Here is a 19,062-nt window from a genome sequence, read left to right on the forward strand (position 1 = left end):
ACGCGCCCTGCTAGCACAGCCGGCAACCTCGGTCGCCAGCGGGAGTCCCGAAACGGTCGGTCGCCGGCCGAGGATCGCACCGCACGGAGTCTCATGAGTCAGCACCGTCACCCTGGCGCGCCCGGCCGCACCGGTGCCGTACCGGCGCTCCCGGACCTGCCGGAGGCGACCGTCGCGCGGCTCCCCGAGTACCTCCGTGCCCTGCACGGCCTCGCCGAAACCGGCCACGAGACCGTGTCCAGCGAGGGGCTGGCCAGCGCCGCCGGCGTCAACTCGGCCAAGCTCCGCAAGGATCTCTCCCAGCTGGGGTCGTACGGCACCCGGGGCGTCGGCTACGACGTCGCGCTCCTGATCGACCAGATCGAGTACGTACTCGGGCTCACCCAACGGCGTGCCGTCGCCCTGGTCGGCGTGGGTAACCTCGGTCACGCCCTGGCCGGTTACGACGGGTTCGCCAGCCGAGGGTTCCGGATCGCCGCGCTCCTCGACGCCGACCCGGGCCGGATCGGCGAGGTGATCAACGGGCTGGCGGTGCGGCACGTCGACGACCTGCCCGAGGTGGCTGCCGAGGAGTCGATCTCGATCGGGGTCATCGCCACCCCCGCCGGCGCCGCGCAGGCGGTGGCCGACCAGCTCGTCGCCGTCGGTGTCACCAGCATCCTCAACTTCGCCCCGTGCGTACTCTCGGTTCCGGACGGGGTCGACGTGCGCAAGGTCGACCTTGCCATCGAGCTGCAGATCCTGTCCTTCCACGAGCACCGCAAGGCGTCACTGACCCGGCTCCCGGCCACCGGCGGGTCCGCACTCACCGCCCTGCCCGGCGGGCTCGGCGCCACCGACACCCAGGAGGCGATCGGCACGTGAAACTGCTCGTCGTCGGCGCGTCCTACCGCACCGCTCCGGTCGCCACCCTGGAGCAGCTGGCGGTGGCCCCCGCCGAACTCACCCGAACCCTGGACCGGCTGGTCGCCCAGCCGTACGTCGCCGAGGCGGTGCTGATCTCCACCTGCAACCGGGTGGAGGTCTACGCCGCGGTGTCCGGATTCCACGGCGGTCTGGGCGACATCTGCGCCGTGCTGGCCGAGCAGGCCGGGTCCGCGCCGGCCGCGCTCGCCAACCACCTGTACGTGCACTACGACGCCGCCGCGGTCGACCACGTCTTCCGGGTCGCCGCCGGGCTGGACTCGATGGTGGTCGGCGAGGCGCAGATCCTCGGCCAGCTGCGTGACGCGTACCACTGGGCGACCGGGGCCGACTCCGCCGGCCGGCTGCTGCACGAGCTGATGCAGCAGGCGTTGCGGGTCGGCAAACGGGCGCACGCCGAGACCAACATCGACAAGGCGGGGCAGAGTGTGGTGACCGCCGCGCTGGACCTGGCCGCCGGTCACCTCGACGGTGGCCTCACCGGTCGGCCCGCCATGGTGGTCGGCGCGGGCGCGATGGGCGCGCTGGGCGTCGCGACCCTCTCCCGGCTGGGTGCCGGCCCGCTCACCGTCACCAACCGGGGCGCCGACCGGGCGGTCCGGCTGGCCGAGTCGTACGGGGCGAACGCCGTCCCGATGGCCGAGCTCGTCCACGCGCTCTCCACAGTGGACATCGTAGTGGCCGCCACCGCGGCCAACGAACCGGTCCTCACCATCGACGTGGTGACCCGGGCGCTGGCCCGGCGCGACGCCGCCCGGGGGCCGCTGGTCCTGCTCGACCTGGCCGTGCCGCGCGACGTCGCACCGGGCGTGGCCGAACTGCCCGGCGTCGAGGTGATCGACATCGACCGGATGGCGGCCCTGCTCGCCGACGGGCCGGCCGCCACCGACACCGCCGAGGTCACCCGGATCGTCAGCACCGAGGTCGAGGCGTTCCTGAGCTGGCTACGCGGCGCCGACGTGGCGCCCACCGTGGCCGCGCTGCGCGGCCGGGCCGACGACGTGGTCGCCACCGAGCTGCGCCGGCTCGCCCAGCGCCGCCCGGAACTCACCGAGGACCAGCGCGCCGAGGTGGCCCGGACGGTGCACCGGGTGGTGCAGCGGCTGCTGCACCAGCCCACCGTGCGGGTACGCCAGTTGGCCGCGGAGCCTGGCGGCGACCAGTACGCCGCGCTGCTGCGTGAACTGTTCGACCTGGAGGTGCCGCAGACCTCCCCGGTGGACACCGTGCCCGACGTGGTCGACACCGACACCACGTACCCCGGAGGTGAGCGATGACCCGCCCCCTGCGCCTCGGCACCCGGGGCAGTGCCCTGGCGATGGCCCAGTCCGGCCACGTCGCCGAGGCCCTTACCGAGGCCACCGGCCGCGAGGTCGAGCTGGTCGAGGTCGTCACCGCCGGGGACCGCTCAGCCGCCCCCGTGCACCGGCTCGGCGTCGGCGTCTTCGTCTCCGCACTGCGTGACGCGCTGGCCGCCGACGCCATCGACTTCGCGGTGCACTCCTACAAGGACCTGCCCACCGCCGCCGCGCCCGGCCTGCACATCGCGGCGGTGCCGCCCCGCCATGATCCGCGCGACGCGCTGGTCGCCAAGGACGGTCGTACCCTCGCCGAGCTGCCCTCCGGCGCGGTGGTGGGCACCGGCGCGCTGCGCCGTATCGCCCAGCTGCACGCCCTCGGCATGCAGCTGGAGGTCACCCCGATCCGGGGCAACGTGGACACCCGGCTGGGGCGGGTGCTCGGCCCGGACGCCGACCTCGACGCGGTCGTGCTGGCCCGGGCCGGCCTGGCCCGGCTGGGCCGGACCGACGTGATCACCGAGACGCTCGACCCGATGCTGATGCTGCCCGCGCCCGCCCAGGGTGCGCTCGCGGTGGAGTGCCGGGCCGACGACACCGATCTGGTCGAGCTGCTCGCGGTGCTCGACCACGCACCGTCCCGCGCCGCGGTCGTCGCGGAGCGGGCGCTGCTGGCCACCCTGGAGGCCGGGTGCTCGGCACCCGTCGCCGCCTATGCCGTTATCGCCGAGGGCGAGCCGACCAGCTCGCTCGCCGGTGGCGCGGGTGGCGATGAGATCTACCTGCGCGGGGCGGTGATCAGCCCGGACGGCACCCGTGACCTCCGGCTGTCGCGCACCGGTACGCCCGCCGACGCGGCGGAGATCGGCAAGGCACTAGCCGCCGAACTCCTCGACCTCGGCGCCGACTCGATCCTCGGCCACGACGGAAGCACCGGCCCGGGGACCCAGCACATTGGGAGCACAGAATGACCCGCACCCGTAAGCCCGTAGGCCGGATCGCGTTCGTCGGGGCGGGCCCCGGTGACCCGGGCCTGCTGACCCGCCGGGCGCACGACGCCCTGGTCGACGCCGACCAGGTCGTGTACGACCGGGGACTGCCCGAGTCGCTGCTCGACGTCGTCCGCGCCCAGGCCAGGTCCGACGCGCAGTTCACGCCCGCCGAAGGCGCACCGGGTGACGTGGCCAAGGTGCTCATCTCCGCGGCCCGCTCCGGGCTGAACGCGGTGCACCTGGTCGCCGGCGACCCGTTCGGCCACGAGTCGGTCGTCAGGGAGGTGCAGGCGGTGGCGCGTACCGCCGCGCACTTCGAGGTGGTGCCGGGGGTCGGTCAGGCCGAGGGGGTGGCCACCTACGCCGGTGTTCCGCTGCCGGGGGTGCGGACCGCCGCCGACGTCGAGGACGTCAGCACGCTGGACTTCGACGCGCTGGCCGCCGCGGTCGGCCGGGGCTCGCTGGCCCTGGCGGTGGACGCCGGTGACCTGGCCGCGATCCGGGACGGGCTGCTCGCCGCCGGGGTGGACGGCGCGACCGGCGTCGGGGTCACCGGTGACGGCACGGGCGAGACGCAGTACACCACCACGTCGACCGTGGACTCCTTCGTCGCGGCGGCGCTCGGTTTCACCGGCCGGGTGGTGCTCACCGTCGGGCAGGGCGTGGGCCAGCGGGACAAGCTGAGCTGGTGGGAGAACCGCCCGCTGTACGGCTGGAAGGTGCTCGTCCCCCGGACCAAGGAGCAGGCCGGAGCGATGAGCGCCCGGCTGCGGGCGTACGGGGCCATCCCCTGCGAGGTGCCGACCATCGCGGTCGAGCCGCCGCGTACCCCGGCCCAGATGGAGCGGGCGGTCAAGGGTCTGGTCGACGGCCGGTACGCCTGGGTGATCTTCACCTCGGTCAACGCCGTGCGCGCGGTCTGGGAGAAGTTCGCCGAGCACGGCCTGGACGCCCGACACTTCGGTGGCGTCAAGATCGCCTGTATCGGGGAGGCGACCGCCGACGCGGTGCGCGCCTTCGGCATCCAGCCGGAACTGGTGCCCTCCGGCGAGCAGTCCTCCGAGGGGCTGCTGGCCGAGTTCTCGCCGCACGACGAGATCCTCGACCCGGTGGGCCGGGTGCTGTTGCCGCGCGCCGACATCGCCACCGAGACCCTCGCCGCCGGGCTCACCGAGCGCGGCTGGGAGGTCGACGACGTGACCGCGTACCGGACGGTGCGGGCCGCGCCGCCGCCCGCCGAGATCCGGGACGCCATCAAGTCGGGCGGGTTCGACGCGGTGCTGTTCACGTCCTCCTCCACCGTGCGGAATCTGGTCGGCATCGCGGGGAAGCCGCACGCCCGTACGGTTGTTGCAGTCATCGGGCCCAAGACGGCGGAGACCGCGACCGAGTTCGGCCTGCGGGTCGACGTGCAGCCTGCGCACGCCTCGGTGCCCGACCTGGTGGAGGCGCTCGCCGCCTACGCCGTCGAGCTGCGCGAGAAGCTGGCCGCCATGCCGGCCAAGCAGCGCCGCGGCTCGAAGGTGCAGGGGCCGACCGCCCTTCGCTTCCGCTGATCGTTCCGGGAGGTCCCTCATGCCGTACCCCGAGATCCGGCCTCGCCGGTTGCGTCGCAACGCGGCCGTGCGACGGCTGGTCTCCGAGACCCGCGTCGATCCGGCCGAGCTGGTCGTGCCGATGTTCGTCAAGGAGGGGCTGGCCGAGCCGCGGGCCATCGCGTCGCTGCCGGGGGTGCTCCAGCATTCCCGGGACTCGCTGCGCAAGGCCGCCGTCGAGGCGGTCCAGGCCGGGGTGGGCGGCATCATGCTGTTCGGGGTGCCGGCGTCCCGGGACGAGTACGGTTCCGGTGGCATCGACCCGAACGGCATCCTCAACGTCGCCATCCGCGACGTCGTCGCCGAGGTGGGCGACGCCACGGTGGTGATGAGTGACCTCTGCCTGGACGAGTTCACCTCGCACGGGCACTGCGGAGTGCTCACCCCGGACGGCGCGGTGGACAACGACGCCACGCTGGCCGCGTACGCGGAGATGGCGGTGGCCCAGGCCGCCGCCGGGGCCGACGTGGTCGGGCCGTCCGGGATGATGGACGGCCAGGTCGGTGTGGTACGCCGGGCGCTCGACGCCGCCGGCCACTGCGACGTGGCGGTGCTCGCGTACGCCGTGAAGTACGCCTCGGCGTTCTACGGCCCGTTCCGCGACGCGGTCGAATCGGCGCTGGAGGGGGACCGGCGTACCTACCAGCAGGACCCGGCGAACCTGCGGGAGTCGCTGCGTGAGGTGGCGCTGGACGTCGCCGAGGGCGCCGACATGGTGATGGTCAAGCCGGCGCTGCCCTATCTCGACGTGGTGTCGGCGGTCCGGGCCGCGGTGGACGTCCCGGTCGCCGCCTACCAGGTCTCCGGCGAGTACGCGATGGTCGAGGCGGCCGCCGCGAACGGCTGGGTCGACCGGGAACGGCTGATGCTGGAGACGCTGACGTCGATCCGTCGCGCCGGCGCGCAGATCATCCTCACCTACTGGGCCGTCGAGGCCGCCCAGTTACTCCGCCAGCGCTACTGAGCCGGGGTCGGCGCGGTCGACCGTGCGTGGTTCCCAGCATCACCCTCCGTGTTCTTTGCTCTGCTGCTGGTGGACCCCATGCGGACGCTTTGCTCTGCTGCCATGGACGCGACAGCCACGCTGAGTGCGCGGTGCGTATGTGGTAGCAGAGCAAAGCGCCCGAGTGGCGTGACCGACCTTCGTTGAGGGTTCGGCACTATGGCTGCTCACGGCCGGCTTGGCTCGGCCGGTGAACGGCGGCCCGTCAGGGGAGCCCGTTGGGGTTCACCGAGGGTTACATTTTGGCGAATGCAGGCAATGGTCACGCAGAGTTGCGGATTTGGGTCCGGGATCCGGGTTGGTCAATGCGTCGAGGGTTGCCGTGGCACACTTCTTGCCGGCCTGAAGCTACCGGAGGAGGTCTGCTTTGACCGGAATGACCGACAGTCAGGACCACTGGATCTACGTTGTCACGGACATCGAGGTCGATGGTCCGTGGCCGGGCCCCAACTCGATGAGATCGTTCGCTTCCGTTGCCGTGACCGGCGACGGCGAGGAACTGGCCAGTTTCGAAGCCGTCCTCGAACCGCTCCCGGGTGCGGCCCCGAACCCCGACACGTACGCGTGGTTCCAGACCCACCCCGAGGCGTGGGCCGCCGCGACCACCGATCCGCAGCCCGTCCACGAGGTCATGGCGCGGTTCGTCGGATGGGTGCGCGACCTGCCAGGCCCTCGTATGTTCGCCGCCTCGCCGATCGCCTTCGACGGTGCCTGGATCGACTACTACCTCCGACGCTTCACCCGCTACGGCCTGGTCCCGGGCCCCTACGAGAAGGACCGCCTCTTCGACGGCCCCGGCCTGTGCCTGAAGAGCTACGCCGCAGCGGTCACCGGCCGTCCGGTCGCCGACGTGTCGTCCCGCACTCTGCCCGCCGAATGGCTGGGCAACATTCCGCACACGCACCGCGCAATCGATGACGCGCGCGGCTACGCGCACCTGCTCGCCGTGCTGTTCCGGCGGGCTCGGACGCTCCGGGAGCCGGCCGGCTGAGCGGAGCCGAGGCCAGACGCCCTCCGGGTTCTCCACAGCGGACGTCGTTGTCCACAGGACGCGTCGCCGGGGTGGCGGAACGGCCCGACGGAACGCGACGGTGGGGCCATGACCGAACCGATCCGCCCCGCCGACGAACCACCCGACGAGCCGGACAACCCGGCACCCGACCCGCCGGTCGCTGGCCCGGTCGACGCCGAGATCGTCTGGCCGGTCGCCGGCATCGTCCGCGCCGTCCGCCGACGAGCCGACCGCAGCCAGCGGGAGCTCGCCCGCGCCGCCGGGCTGCACCATGGGACGATCGGTCGGATCGAGGCGGGTGAGCTGCTGCCCAGCCTGGCCGTGCTGCACCGGATCCTCGCCGTCGGCGGGTTCCAGCTGGCGGTCGTCGACCGGTGCGGTCGGGTACTCCAGCCGATGCGGGACCGCGACGACATCCGTGACGGCGCCGAGCGGCGCTACCCGGCGCACCTGGACGCCATCCTCGACCCGAAGCCGGGCGAGTGGTGGGCCGACATCTACGGGCTGGCCCGACCGCCGGAGACGTTCTACCGCAACCGTGCCGTCCGGGACGAGATGCGGCGGCGCAGCCAGTGGGAGGTGCGGGTGGCGAAGTACCGGAACGTGCCGCCCCCGCCCCGCAGCCCGCGTTCCTACTGGTGACGGCCCGCTGGTCAGGGTCACCCTGGCCAGCGGGCCGTCGTCGTACCGTCGAGACTCAGTCGTCGTTGTCGATGGTGCCGGTCGCCAGTGGGTCGGCGTACCGCAGGTGCAACGGACCGGCGACCGCGAAGGCCATCGTCTCGTCCGCCTCGGCCCGCCGGTCACCCCGGACGGTGACCGGGAAGGCCAGCGAGCTCTGCCCGGCGGGCAGCACCCGACATCCGACGTACGGGGTGAAGTCCGACCAGGGCAGCGCGCTCAGGCCGACGGTGGCGGCGCAGAGCGTCGTCGGCTGGGACAGCGGCCGGGAGACGGTCACCTGGAACGTCAGCGTGCGGTCGCCCTTGTCGCCCTCCACCACCGACACGTCGGCGACCCGCAGCGCCGGCTGGGCCCGGAACCGGGCGACCGACGGGTCGTGGTCGCTGGCACCGCGCGACCCGTCACCGGTGTGCTCCGCCGGCCAGTCGGCGTTGACGTGCGCCGTGCGTACCTGCACCAGGTCGTCGTGGAGCGTGTCGTTGACGAAGATGCTGTCCAGCGTCTGCGCCGAGCCCTGGAAGCTGTAGGAGTACGCCGCCGACGGTACGTCCGCCACCAGGCTGTCCCAGAGGTTGTGCAGACCCGCCCGGTAGAGCGGGGCCAACTGGTCCGACGGGGTCGGGTTCGCGCCGGTGGCGATCGGATCGTCCGGGCGGGGGAAGACGTTCAGGTCCCCGCCGTACACCACCCGGGCGGACGGGTCCGACTCCTCGACGGCGGTGACGATCGCGGCCCCGTACGCGGCCTGCTCGGTGCGCTGCCCGACCCGGCTGTCCGGGCCGGAGGAGTAGTGGTTGCTCAGCGCGTACAGCACGAAGGACTCCGCCGAACCCGGCGCGGCCCGCACCACGAACCTGCCCAACTGCGGGGCGCGGGTGTAGACGTTGGTCCCGTCCCGGCCGGTCGACGTGTCGGTGTCGGCCGGCAGTTGCGCGTTGAGCGCCTTCGGGTTCTGCACGTCCGCGTTGGACGGCAGCCCCGCCGCGCGGTACCGCACCGCCGGCGCGCTGCCGAACAGCGGATCGGCGGCGGTCACCGGGGCCAGTGACAGCCGGTCGGTCCGATAGAGGAACGCCGACGTGATCCCGCGGGCGTCCGCGCCCGTCCGGTCGTACGCCGCGGCGTACGTCGGGCCACCGGCGGCGGCCACGGTCAGCGCCAACTCCTGCAGGGTGTCCGGTGCCCCGTCGGCGTCGTTGCGGTCACCGCAGACCAGCCGGTCGCCGGAGACCGCGCAGATGTCCTGGTCCTCGGCCTCCTGCACCAGGATCAGGTCGGGGGCGTGCAGGTCGTTGCGGATCTGGTCGGCGAGCGCCGCCAGGTGCCGGCGGTAGTCCTCCTCGTCGGCCGGCACGTAGTCGAACGGCGGACTCACCCCGGGACAGCCGGCGTTGCCGGCGAAGTCGCAGCCGTCGAACGGGTCGTCCCGGTGGTCGTAGAGGTTCTCCACGTTGTAGGTCGCCACGGCGACCTCCCGCTGCCGGTCGGCCGGCTTCGGCGGGCTGTTCCGCGACGGGTCGACTCCGGTGGTGAGCGAAAGCGACTCCGGCTGCACGCTGAACTTGTTGAAGCCGTAGGAGACCGCCCCGTACCCGTCGGCGGCCACCGTGTCGAAGGTGCGGGCCGGCGGCAGCAGCGTCGCCGAGTCCCCGGCGGTGGCCTTCACGCCGCCGCCGCCCAGCAGGATGCGTTGGCCGTTGCCGTTGTCGAAGAGCCGCTGCGGCATGTCGTCGAGCGGGTGCGCGTCCCGGAAGACCCGGCGGGCGTACGGGTCGGTCCGCTTCAACAGCGGATCGTCCCGGTCCACCACCCAGACCTCCGAGTCGGCGGTGGAGCCGAAGACGTCCCGGGGACCGGTCACCGCGCTACCGGCCCGGACCCGCACCCGGGCACCCTCGTGCCGTTCCCAGAACCGGTCCGCGTCGGCCGCCTCCGCCGGCGGGACCGCGTCGGTCACCGCCACGGCGGTGTTCACATCCAGGCCGGAGTCCAGCCTGCGCACCAGCGAGGCGCTGGAGAGCTGGGTCTGGTTGAAGTACTCCGACACCCGGCCGCGCAGCACCACCTCGTCGCCGACCGTCGGCGGATAGCCACCGATCAGGGTGGTGAACGACCCGGTGAAGACGAAGATCCCGTCCGAGGTGAGCCGGTCGCCATCCTCGGTGCCCCGGCGGCTCTGCAGGTAGAAACCGTGCTGGTCGGCGCCGGCCGAGGTGCGGGTGAGGGACTTCTGCGTGATCACGCCCCGCACGTCGTACAGGAGGGAACTGGTGCCGTTGCCGCTGGCCGGGGCGAGCGGGGACCGGTCGGTGCGGCCGTTCTCGTCGTCGCCGGTACGGCCCTGCACCTCGCCCACCGACAGCAACGCGGTGGCCTGCACGGTGAACGTGCAGGTGGCGGTGGTGCCCTCAGTGTCGGTGGCGGTCAGGGTGACCGCGTACGCCCCGGCGGGCAGGCCGCTGGCGGTGACCGTGGCGGTGGCCGTACCGCCGGCCGCGGTGGCGGGGATGAACGCCGTACGGGTGATCGTCCCGGCGGCGGGCATCGGGGCGACCGCGGTGACCGCGAGGTCGACGACGGTGTCGTCCGTGTCGGTGGCGGTGACCTGGCGGGTGGCGCTCGCGCCCGCCGCCACGGTCAACGCGCCACCGCAGTTCAGGCTGGCCGGCTGGTCGACCGGGCCACCGTCTGCCACGGAGTGCGCGCCCAGGCCGTCGAAGGTGTCGGTCGGGAAGCCCGCCCACCCGGCGGCCGGATCGAACGGGTCGGACGGATCGGTGTCCCCGGCCGAGACCGACGGCAGCCGGCGCAGCGTGTTGTCGGCGGTGCTGGTGAGCCCGCTGCCCCACTCGGTGCCCGGGTCGACGCCGACCTGGCCGATCGAGTCGAGCACCGTGCCGCCCTTGCGCAGCACGATCGCGTCGTCACCGTTGAACAGTGCCGAGGCGTACGTCTGATCGGCCTGGGCGAGGATCGCCGGGGCGGCCGACGAGGCGGCGAAGACGAACACGTCGCCGGGGGCGACGACGCCGCCGAGCGCCACAGTGGTGGCCGTGCCGGCGCCGTTGAAGTACAGCTGGAGCTGGTAACCGCCGGCCGTCAAGTCGACGGCGGAAGCGGTGCCGTTGAACAGCTCGATCGCCTTGTTGTTGGACGAGCCCTCGACGTACTCCGAAATGAACAGGTCGGTGGGCGCGGCGCTGGCCGCGACCGGTGCGACGCCGACACCCGCGAGGGTGACGGCGGCGGCTGTGGCGAGCGCGGCGGATCTGCGGCGCGGGCGCATGGGGCCTCCACGATGGGTGGACGTGAACCCCCGCACGCTAAAGGCCGTCGTTGGCCGCCGTCCATCCCCCGGCCGGCGATGTGGTGAATTGCCGTCGAGGTCAGCGGGCCCTGTCGAGACGGTGCACCAACTCCGCGACATCCACGCTGTACTCGCACCACTCCCGGTCGGGGCGGTAGCCCAGCTCGGCGTTCACCTTCAGCATGGCCTCGTTGGCCTGCGCGTTCCAGGTCTGCACCTCGACCAGTTCGGGCTCGGCCGAGCGCAGCTCCAGCAACATCCGGGCCTTGATCGCCCGGTCGATGCCGTAGCCGCGGTGGTCCTGCACCACGATGGTGTCGTACTGGTCGGCGCGGGTGGGGTGCTGTGCCGGCACCACCACCTCGGTCAGCCCGGCCACCTCCCCGGTCTGCTCGTGCAGGGCCAGCACGATGTACGGCTTCATGCCGCGCCGGTGCAGGGTGTCCAGGCTGTCCCGCAGCCGCTGCGGATCGTACGAACTGGGGCGCAGCTCACCGTCGCCGACGTCGCGCACCTCGGCCTTGGCCCGGGCGTACGCCTCGATCAGTTCGTCCGGCGGCCCGCCCGGGCAGAACTCGAGATGGTAGCCGGCGCCCACCCCACCGGCCATCTCGGTCAACGCCGGCCAGTCCACCGAGGCCAGGTCGAGCACGCTGCGGGTCTCGACGTACTCGCGGGCGAAACCGAGCGACTCGTAGAAGGCGACGGCCGGGGTGTCACCGACCACCTCGACGCCGATCGAGCGGAAACCCTCCTGGTAGACCCGGCGGGCCGCGGTCAGCACCAACTGCCGGCCCAGGCCGGTGCGGCGCACCGACGGGTGCACCAGCACCTCCAGTACGCCGATGTCCCCGAGCAGCAGCACGTGCACATGCCCGAGGATCCGGCCGGGGGTGCCGTCGGGGCCGGCACCGGCCTCGGCGACCCAGGAGATCCGCCGTTCGCCCGGCATCACCTCGGACAGATACTCCCGCAGCGACCCCTCCCGCCAGGGCGGATCCTGCGGGAGATCCGACGCCAGGACCGCGTTCAGCGTCTCCAGCACGGATCCGATCTCGTCGGACGACGCGGTCCGGGGATCCCACTCGCGCACCATCACCCGTACAGCTTGCCGGCAAGAGCTGTCCGGGGGAAGTGTCCGGTCCGGCAATGTATGCGGCCGATCACGTCACGTACGGCTGGTCCGCCCGTACTCGTTGGCCTTGTCGAAGACGTCGGTGGCGTAGCGGCGCACGTCGTTGTAGGACAGGATGGCGCCCCACCAGTCACCCGGGACGGTCATGTTCCGACCGCCCTTGCACAGGTACCGCCCGGCGGCCAGCGTCGCGTCGTCCAGGTCGTGCGGGTCCTTCCGGCCGTCGTTGTCGGCGTCCGCGCCGATCTCCTGCCAGGTGGTTGGGATGAACTGCATCGGCCCGATCGCCCGGTCGTAGGTGGTGTCCCGGTCGAACAGCCCCCGGTCGGTGTCCCGGATCAGGGAACGGCCGCCGTTGCCGTCGAGCGGGTCGCCGATGATCTCCGGCTCGGCCCGGCCGGTCGACTTCAACGTGGCGCCGTTGGCCTGCCCGTGCCGGGACTCGACGTAGCCGATCGCGGCGAGCGTGGTCCAGCTGAGCTGGCAGCCGCGGTGCGTCTCGGCCAGCGCCAGCTCGGCGTAGCCGTACGCCTGCATCGCCACCGGGGAGACGCCCACTTTCGCGCCGGTGACCCGCGCCCACTCGGCGATCGCGTCGGCTGGCCGCGCGGTGCCAGGAACGGCCGCCGGGGCGCTCGTCGCCACCCCGCCCGGGACGGCGGTGGCGGAGAACCCGGGGGACACGGGCGGTCCGGGAACCACCGCGGCGGTGCCGTCGGGCAGCGCCCCCGGTGGGGGCACCACGGCGACGCCCGAGTCGGTCGCGTCCGCGGCGACCGGCGTCGTGGACCGCACCGCCGACGGGACCACCACGGCACCCACCGCGCCGGTCGTGGTGACCAGCGCGAGGAGGAACACCCCGGAGAGGGTCAGCCGGCCGCTGGGCCGCCGGGCCCAGGCCCGGGTGGCCCGGGCCGCCCCGGCCACCGCCTGCCGAGGCGGAGGCAGCCGCACGGCGTGCGCGAACGGCAGCCGCCGCCGGGCCGGGCCCTTGACCGCCTTGTCCTCGGCCGCTTCCCGGCGGGCCTCGCCGGCCTGCGCCGGGTCCGCTGCGGACCCTTCGGCCTGCGGCCCGTCGGGGTTCGCCGGGTCGGGATCGGGGACGGTGCCGGAGCTGCCTGACGGCGTCGCCGGTCGCAGGGGTCGCATCCTCGCACCCTCCTCGCCGCTGGACACCCGTCGAGTATTACCCATGTCCCCCGCGACGACAGGGCCGGTCGTACGCTGAAAGCATGCCCCGGTACGAGTTCCGCTGCCGCGCCTGCGGCGACACCTTCGAGGTCAACCGCCCGATGGCCGACGCCGGTGAGCCGGCGTCCTGCCCGCAGGGGCACGCCGACACGGTCAAGCTGCTGTCCACCGTCGCGTTCACCGGTCGAGGCGGGGCGGGAGTCCCGTCGAGCGCCCCGGCGGCCCCGACCGGCGGCGGGTGCTGCGGCGGCGGCTGCTGCGGCTGACCGTCGCCGCGCCGGCCGGGCCGGGTCCGCGCCGTCCGCCAGGTCGGGTGGCACCTTCGGGTCGGGCGTCGCCCGGCCGTTCTCACGATGCGTGACGGTCTGACCATACGGCAGTATCGAACCTGACGTCAGGGCCGGAGGTGCCACGCATGTCGCCACGGATTTCCCTCCCGACCGGTTGGGTGACCTTCGTTTTCACCGACATCGAGGGCTCGACCCGGCTGGCTCAGCTGCTCGGCGCCGACTACCGCCCGGTGCTGCGGGAACACCGTCGGCTGTTGCGGGACACCCTCGTCGCGACCGACGGTGCGGAACTGTTGACCGAGGGGGACTCGTTCTTCCTCGCCTTCCCGGACGCGTCGGCGGCGCTCACCGCCTGCCTGGCCGGGCAGCGGGCACTGTCCACGCACCACTGGCCCAACCCGGAGGCGCCACCCCGGGTACGGATGGGGTTGCACACCGGGTACGCCGAACCGCGCGACGGCGAGTACGCCAGCCCGGAGGTACACCGGGCCGCCCGGGTCGCCGCCGCCGCACACGGCGGGCAGGTGCTCTGCTCCGCGTCGACCGCCCGGCTCGCCGACCCGCTCCCGGACGGCGCGTCCCTGCTCGACCTCGGGCTGCACCGGCTGCGTGGCTTCGACGACCGGGAGCGGCTCTTCCAACTCGTCGCGCCCGGCCTGGAGCGGCAGTTCCCTCGACCGCGTACCGCCGAGGCGGTGGCCCACAACCTGCCCACCCAGATCACCTCCTTCATCGGCCGGCAGGCCGAACGGGCGGAGCTGGACCTGCTGATCCGTCGGCACCGGCTGGTCACCGTCCTCGGCGCCGGCGGCGCGGGCAAGACCCGGCTCGCCGTGGAACTGGCCTCCGGGCTGGTCGAGGCGTATCCGGACGGGGTGTGGTTCGTGGACATCGCCACGGTCACCGACCCGGGACTGGTGGCGTTCGCGGTCGCCGCCGTGCTCGGGCTGCGTCCGGAACCGGGCCGCCCGATGCTGGACACCCTGGTCGAGTACGCGGCCCCGCGCCGGATGCTGGTGGTGCTGGACACCTGCGACGCCCAGCCCGCCGCCTGCGCGGAGGTGATCTCCCGACTGCTCGCCGGTGGCGGCGGGGTGCGGGTGCTGGCCACCAGCCGGGAGTCGTTCAACCTGCCCGGCGAGGTGGTCTGGCGGATCCCGCCGCTGTCGGTGGACCCGCAGCCGGGGCCCGCCGAGAGCGACGCGGTGGCCCTGCTGCTGGACCGGACGGCGGCGGCCCGGGGTGGCCGACCGCCGGACTGGGCGGAGATCGGTGACCTACGCCGGGTGGCGCAGCGGCTGGACGGTCTGCCGTTGGCGATCGAGTTGGCCGCCGCCCGGCTGCGGGTGCTCTCCGCCGGGCAGCTCGCCGCCCGTCTCGACGATGTGCTGGGCACTCTGGACGCCGGGCGGCTCGACAGTGCCCCGCCGATGTGTCCCTCCTGGATGGGCAACCAGCGGGACACCGTCGACCTGGTCGCCGCCGCGTCCGGCAGCCCACCGCCGTCGCCGGCGCACCGGGCCGTGCAGCGGTCCGCCGCCGAGCGGCATCTCACCATGCAGGCCACGGTGACCTGGTCGTACCGGACGTTGGGGCTCCGCGCGGCCCGGTTGCTGCGTTGGCTTGCGGTGTTCGCCGGGCCGGTCAGTCTGCCCACGGTCGAATGGCTGCTCGACGAGGATCCGATCGACCCGCTCTCGGTGCTGGTCGACAAGTCGATGGTGGTGGCCGAGCCGCACGTCACGGGCAGCACCTACCGGATGCTCGACCCGATCCGCGCGTACGCGGCCCGGCGGTTGGCCGAGGCGGGCGAGGAGCAGGCCGCCCGGGACCGGCACGTGGCGTGGTCGGCGTACGCGCTGGAGCAGGCCCACCTCGGGCCCGACGGCCGCCCGGTCACCCTCTCCCTGTACGCGCTGGACCCGCTGGCCGGGGAACTGCGGGCGGCGCTGCGCTGGTGTGCCACCGGCGGCAGCGCCCGGGCCGGGCTGCGGCTGGCCGGTGGCCTGGATCAGTGGTGGCGGGAGCGTGGCCTGTCCCGGGAGGCCCGGCTCTGGCTGTTCCGGCTGCACGGCCGCATCGCGGAGACCGGCGAGTCGATTCCGGAGGCGGAGCTGGCGGCGGCGTACCACCTGCACTCGCTGCACGCCGGGGCGGACGGTGAGTTCGCCGAGGAGTTGCGCTACTCGCGGCGGGCGGAGGCGGCGGCCCGGCAGGCCGGCGACGCCGGCCTGCTCGCCCGGGTGCTGGCCGGGCGGGCCGCGCCGCTGATCGACATGGGGCAGTTCCTGGAGGCGGAGCGGGTCTGCCGGGAGGTCATCGACTGGGCGCGGGAGCGGGAGGTGGCCGGCGAGGCGCTCTTCGCCGTCTACAACCTGGCCGAGCTGCTGTGGCGTCGCGGAGCGTTGGACGAGGCGGCCGAACTGCTCGGCGCGGCCCGTCCGGTGGAGGCGGCCCGCCCGGTCGAGCGGGGCCGCCGGTCGGTGGACATGCTGCTGGGCATGGTCGCGCTGACCCGCGGCGACCAGGTCGCGGCGCACGAGCACCTGCTGGTGGCGCTGCGGTCGCGGATGAGTCACGGCTACCACGGGCGGGCCTGCGACACGGTCAGCGCGGTGGCCGTGCGGTGCGCCGCCGACGATCCGGTCACCGCGGCGCGGCTCTTCGGCGCGGCCCAGGCGACGCGGGCACGGCTACGTGCCTCGCCCGGCATCTACGGCCCCTACTGGATCGACGAGCAGGCGAAGCTGCGACGCAGGCTGGGCGACGCGGCCTTCGACGCCGCGTACGGCGAGGGCGGGACGTGGGGGCTGGAGGAGGCGGCGGCGGTGGCCCTCGCGGTGGAGCACCCCGACCTGCGCGGGGACTCGGTGCGGTTCGGCACCACCGGGTCGGTGACACCACGCCAGCCCGGACCGGCCCGCTGGGAGCTGGGCCGCTGCGAGTGGGCCTGAACCGGGGACGGGGCGACGGCGGGGGTAGCGGCGGCGAGACGCCCCCTGAGGTGGGTGATTGACGGATCCCTGAGCTGGGTAACAACGCCGGTCATCGGTCGCGACCAGGGGGTCGCGCGGGTGAGAGGGGGCGCGGTGTCCGTGCTGCGTACCAAGCCGATCAGCGAGGTGATCGCCCAGAGCCGGACCGACGCAGATGAGGACCGGCCGGGTCTGCGGCGTCACCTCCGGGCCCGGGATCTGACCGGCTTCGGCATCGGCATCGTGATCGGCACCGGCATCTTCACGCTCACCGGCATCGAGGCCCGGGACAGCGCCGGTCCGGGGGTGGTGATCTCGTTCGCCATCGCCGGGGTGGTCGCCCTGCTCGCGGCCCTCTGCTACGCCGAACTGGCCTCCAGTGTGCCGGCCGCCGGCAGCGCCTACACCTACGCGTACGCCACCATGGGCGAGATCGTCGCCTGGATCATCGGCTGGGACCTGCTACTGGAGTTCGCGCTCGGCGCGGCGGTGGTGGCCCGCGGCTGGTCTGGCTATCTCGCCGAGCTCCTCGGGTTGCCCACCACCTGGTTCGGTGAGGAGGGCAGCGTCGTCAACCTCGGCGCGATCGGCATCGTACTGCTGCTCGGTGCCGTCGCCATCGTCGGCGTTCGCGAGTCCGCCCGGGTGACCAACCTCCTGGTGCTGGTGAAGGTCGGCATCTGTGTCTTCGTCGTGGCCGCCGGCCTGTTCTTCGTGAAGGCCGCCAACCTCACCCCGTTCATCCCGCCGGCCGCTCCTGCCGGGCCCGGCGACGAAGGCATCAGGCAGCCGGTCACCCAGGTCCTCTTCGGGCTGGAACCGTCGGTGTTCGGTTTCGTCGGCGTGCTCAGTGCCGCCGCCGTGGTCTTCTTCGCCTACACCGGTTTCGAGGCGGTGGCCAACCTGGGGGAGGAGACCCGGCGACCCCGCCGGGATCTCACCCTGGGCCTGCTCGGCACGCTGCTGATCTCGACCGTGCTCTACGTCGGCGTCTCGCTGGTCATGGTCGGCATGGTGCCGTACACCGAGATCGACCGAAGTGCTCCCATCGCGGCGGCCTTCAACGCGGTCGGCGCGGGCTGGGCCGGGGTCCTGGTCTCCATCGCCGCGGTCGCCGGCCTGACCAGCGTCATCCTGGTCGACCTGGTGGCCATGGGTCGGATCGGGTTCGCCATCGCCCGGGACGGGTTGATCCCACCCTCGGTCGCCGCGATCCACCCGCGCTGGGGCACCCCGTACCGGATCTCCGCCGTGATGACCGTGGCGGTCGCCCTGCTCGCCGGCTTCCTGCCGCTGTCGGCGCTGGCCGACCTGGTCAGCATCGGCGCGCTCTGCGCGTTCGTGATCGTGTCGATCGCGGTGCCGATCCTGCGCCGTAAGCGCCCGGAACTGGACCGGCCGTTCAGGGTGCCGTTCTCCCCGGTGCTGCCGATCGTCTCCGCGTTGGCCTGTCTGTACCTGATGCTGAACCTGTCGGTGGAGACCTGGCTGCGGTTCGGCGTCTGGATGCTGCTCGGCGCGTTGATCTACTTTGGTTACGGTTACCGCCGCAACCGGCTGGCCCGGCGTGGGGGCGCCACCCCGGAGCCCCGCCAGCCGTCACCCACCGGCTGACCTCCCGGGCAGCGGCACCGTTGTACGTGCCCCGACCGCGGCGCTAGAGTCCGCACCACCGCGGCCGGCGGGAGGGACACCGTGCGACACAGGTTGAAGGACGTGGCCGAGCGGGCCGGCGTGTCGGTCAAGACGGTGTCGAACGTGGTCAACGGCCACCTGCACGTGCGACCCGAGACCCGGGCCCGGGTCGAGGCGGCGGTCGCCGAACTGAACTACCGTCCCAACCTCTCCGCCCGCAGCCTGCGCAGGGGGCGGACCGGGGTGATCGCCCTGGCCGTGCCGGAACTCGACCTGCCGTACTTCGCCGAGCTGGCCCGGCACGTGGTCGTCGCCGCCGCCCGACGGGAGTGGACGGTGCTGGTCGACCAGACCGGTGGTGACGCCGAGCGGGAACGGGTGGCCGCCGCCGGAATCGGCGACCACATGATCGACGGGATCATCTTCAGCCCGCGGGCGCTCGGCGCCGACGACCTCGTCGGCCTCGACGGCACCCCCCTGGTGCTGCTCGGGGAGCGGGTCGACCAGGGGCCGGCCGACCACGTCGGCATCGACAGCGTGACCGCCGCCCGCCAGGTCACCGCGCACCTCGTCGGGCTCGGCCGCCGCCGGATCGCCGCGATCGGTGCGTCGCACATCCCGGCCGGGGTCGGGGCGCGGCTGCGCCTGGCCGGCTACAGCGCCGCGCTCGCCGACGCCGGCATCGGGTACGACGAGCGGCTGGTCGTGCCCACGCCGGCCTGGCGTCGCGCCGACGGTGCCGCCGCCGTGCGCCGGCTGCTCACCGCCGGGGTACGTCCCGACGCCCTGTTCTGTTTCACCGACACCCTGGCCCTCGGGGCGATGCGGGCACTGCACCTGGCGGGCCTGCGGGTGCCCGGCGACGTCGCCGTGGCGGGCTTCGACGACATCGAGGACGGCCGGTTCAGCACCCCCACCCTGACGACCGTGACGCCGGACAAGGAACGCATCGCCGAACTGGCGGTGGACCTGCTGGCCAGCCGCGTCGACGGTGACCAGGCCACCCCACCCCGGGATCTGC

At 73.4% G+C, this 19,062-nt stretch carries 14 protein-coding genes; 11 read left to right on the plus strand and 3 right to left on the minus strand.

Annotation, left to right across the window (positions count from 1 at the left end):
• The first annotated feature begins 93 nt into the window (after positions 1 to 93).
• From E1166_RS11980 to E1166_RS12010, 7 genes are all read left to right on the plus strand, one after another.
• Positions 94 to 864 carry a redox-sensing transcriptional repressor Rex gene (locus tag E1166_RS11980; protein WP_132263953.1) on the plus strand — a complete coding sequence of 257 codons (771 nt, stop codon included), beginning with the start codon at positions 94 to 96 and terminating at the stop codon, positions 862 to 864.
• Positions 861 to 2,201 (plus strand): glutamyl-tRNA reductase, encoded by a 1,341-nt coding sequence (locus E1166_RS11985; RefSeq protein WP_132338462.1) that lies wholly within the window; start codon positions 861 to 863, stop codon positions 2,199 to 2,201. Before E1166_RS11980 ends, E1166_RS11985 begins: the two co-directional genes overlap by 4 nt.
• Positions 2,198 to 3,193, plus strand: coding sequence for a hydroxymethylbilane synthase (hemC, locus tag E1166_RS11990; protein WP_132338464.1), 996 nt, complete (start codon positions 2,198 to 2,200; stop codon positions 3,191 to 3,193). The genes E1166_RS11985 and hemC overlap by 4 nt, the downstream gene beginning before the upstream one ends.
• Complete coding sequence (locus E1166_RS11995; RefSeq protein WP_132338466.1) at positions 3,190 to 4,770, plus strand: uroporphyrinogen-III synthase; 1,581 nt, start codon at positions 3,190 to 3,192, stop codon at positions 4,768 to 4,770. Before hemC ends, E1166_RS11995 begins: the two co-directional genes overlap by 4 nt.
• A gap of 19 nt (positions 4,771 to 4,789) precedes the next feature.
• On the plus strand, positions 4,790 to 5,773 hold the full coding sequence (gene hemB, locus E1166_RS12000) for a porphobilinogen synthase (RefSeq protein WP_132263945.1): 984 nt from the start codon (positions 4,790 to 4,792) through the stop codon (positions 5,771 to 5,773).
• A 517-nt stretch (positions 5,774 to 6,290) separates the two neighbouring features.
• Positions 6,291 to 6,803 (plus strand): hypothetical protein, encoded by a 513-nt coding sequence (locus E1166_RS12005; protein ID WP_207914184.1) that lies wholly within the window; start codon positions 6,291 to 6,293, stop codon positions 6,801 to 6,803.
• Positions 6,804 to 6,911: 108 nt separating this feature from the next.
• Positions 6,912 to 7,466 (plus strand): helix-turn-helix transcriptional regulator, encoded by a 555-nt coding sequence (locus tag E1166_RS12010; protein ID WP_132338470.1) that lies wholly within the window; start codon positions 6,912 to 6,914, stop codon positions 7,464 to 7,466.
• Between the two features lie 55 nt (positions 7,467 to 7,521).
• Here E1166_RS12010 and E1166_RS12015 read toward each other — a convergent pair whose 3' ends face one another.
• From E1166_RS12015 to E1166_RS12025, 3 genes are all read right to left on the minus strand, one after another.
• Positions 7,522 to 10,794, minus strand: coding sequence for a lamin tail domain-containing protein (locus tag E1166_RS12015; RefSeq protein ID WP_132338472.1), 3,273 nt, complete (start codon positions 10,792 to 10,794; stop codon positions 7,522 to 7,524).
• 100 nt (positions 10,795 to 10,894) lie between these two features.
• Positions 10,895 to 11,911 carry a GNAT family N-acetyltransferase gene (locus tag E1166_RS12020; RefSeq protein WP_132263978.1) on the minus strand — a complete coding sequence of 339 codons (1,017 nt, stop codon included), beginning with the start codon at positions 11,909 to 11,911 and terminating at the stop codon, positions 10,895 to 10,897.
• A 72-nt stretch (positions 11,912 to 11,983) separates the two neighbouring features.
• Complete coding sequence (locus E1166_RS12025) at positions 11,984 to 13,144, minus strand: lytic murein transglycosylase (protein WP_132338474.1); 1,161 nt, start codon at positions 13,142 to 13,144, stop codon at positions 11,984 to 11,986.
• Positions 13,145 to 13,182: 38 nt separating this feature from the next.
• Here E1166_RS12025 and E1166_RS12030 point away from each other — a divergent pair, with 38 nt between their 5' ends.
• The 4 genes from E1166_RS12030 to E1166_RS12045 form a co-directional block, all read left to right on the plus strand.
• Complete coding sequence (locus E1166_RS12030) at positions 13,183 to 13,407, plus strand: zinc ribbon domain-containing protein (protein ID WP_132338476.1); 225 nt, start codon at positions 13,183 to 13,185, stop codon at positions 13,405 to 13,407.
• 149 nt (positions 13,408 to 13,556) lie between these two features.
• Positions 13,557 to 16,385 carry an adenylate/guanylate cyclase domain-containing protein gene (locus E1166_RS12035; protein ID WP_132338478.1) on the plus strand — a complete coding sequence of 943 codons (2,829 nt, stop codon included), beginning with the start codon at positions 13,557 to 13,559 and terminating at the stop codon, positions 16,383 to 16,385.
• 135 nt (positions 16,386 to 16,520) lie between these two features.
• Positions 16,521 to 18,020, plus strand: coding sequence for an amino acid permease (locus E1166_RS12040; protein WP_132338480.1), 1,500 nt, complete (start codon positions 16,521 to 16,523; stop codon positions 18,018 to 18,020).
• Between the two features lie 81 nt (positions 18,021 to 18,101).
• On the plus strand, positions 18,102 to 19,062 hold a 961-nt coding region (locus E1166_RS12045), incomplete at its 3' end, for a LacI family DNA-binding transcriptional regulator (protein WP_132338482.1).

Origin of the sequence: Micromonospora sp. KC213 (genome assembly GCF_004348325.1) — a bacterium.
Lineage (GTDB): Bacteria > Actinomycetota > Actinomycetes > Mycobacteriales > Micromonosporaceae > Micromonospora.

Coding starts and splice junctions, on each gene's coding strand:
- E1166_RS11995 (WP_132338466.1), top strand. CDS start 3,190: ATGACCCGCACCCGTAAGCCCGTAGGCCGGATCGCGTTCGTCGGGGCG.
- E1166_RS12035 (WP_132338478.1), top strand. CDS start 13,557: ATGTCGCCACGGATTTCCCTCCCGACCGGTTGGGTGACCTTCGTTTTC.
- E1166_RS12010 (WP_132338470.1), top strand. CDS start 6,912: ATGACCGAACCGATCCGCCCCGCCGACGAACCACCCGACGAGCCGGAC.
- hemB (WP_132263945.1), top strand. CDS start 4,790: ATGCCGTACCCCGAGATCCGGCCTCGCCGGTTGCGTCGCAACGCGGCC.
- E1166_RS11980 (WP_132263953.1), top strand. CDS start 94: ATGAGTCAGCACCGTCACCCTGGCGCGCCCGGCCGCACCGGTGCCGTA.
- E1166_RS12025 (WP_132338474.1), bottom strand. CDS start 13,144: ATGGGTAATACTCGACGGGTGTCCAGCGGCGAGGAGGGTGCGAGGATG.
- E1166_RS12020 (WP_132263978.1), bottom strand. CDS start 11,911: ATGGTGCGCGAGTGGGATCCCCGGACCGCGTCGTCCGACGAGATCGGA.
- hemC (WP_132338464.1), top strand. CDS start 2,198: ATGACCCGCCCCCTGCGCCTCGGCACCCGGGGCAGTGCCCTGGCGATG.
- E1166_RS12030 (WP_132338476.1), top strand. CDS start 13,183: ATGCCCCGGTACGAGTTCCGCTGCCGCGCCTGCGGCGACACCTTCGAG.
- E1166_RS12015 (WP_132338472.1), bottom strand. CDS start 10,794: ATGCGCCCGCGCCGCAGATCCGCCGCGCTCGCCACAGCCGCCGCCGTC.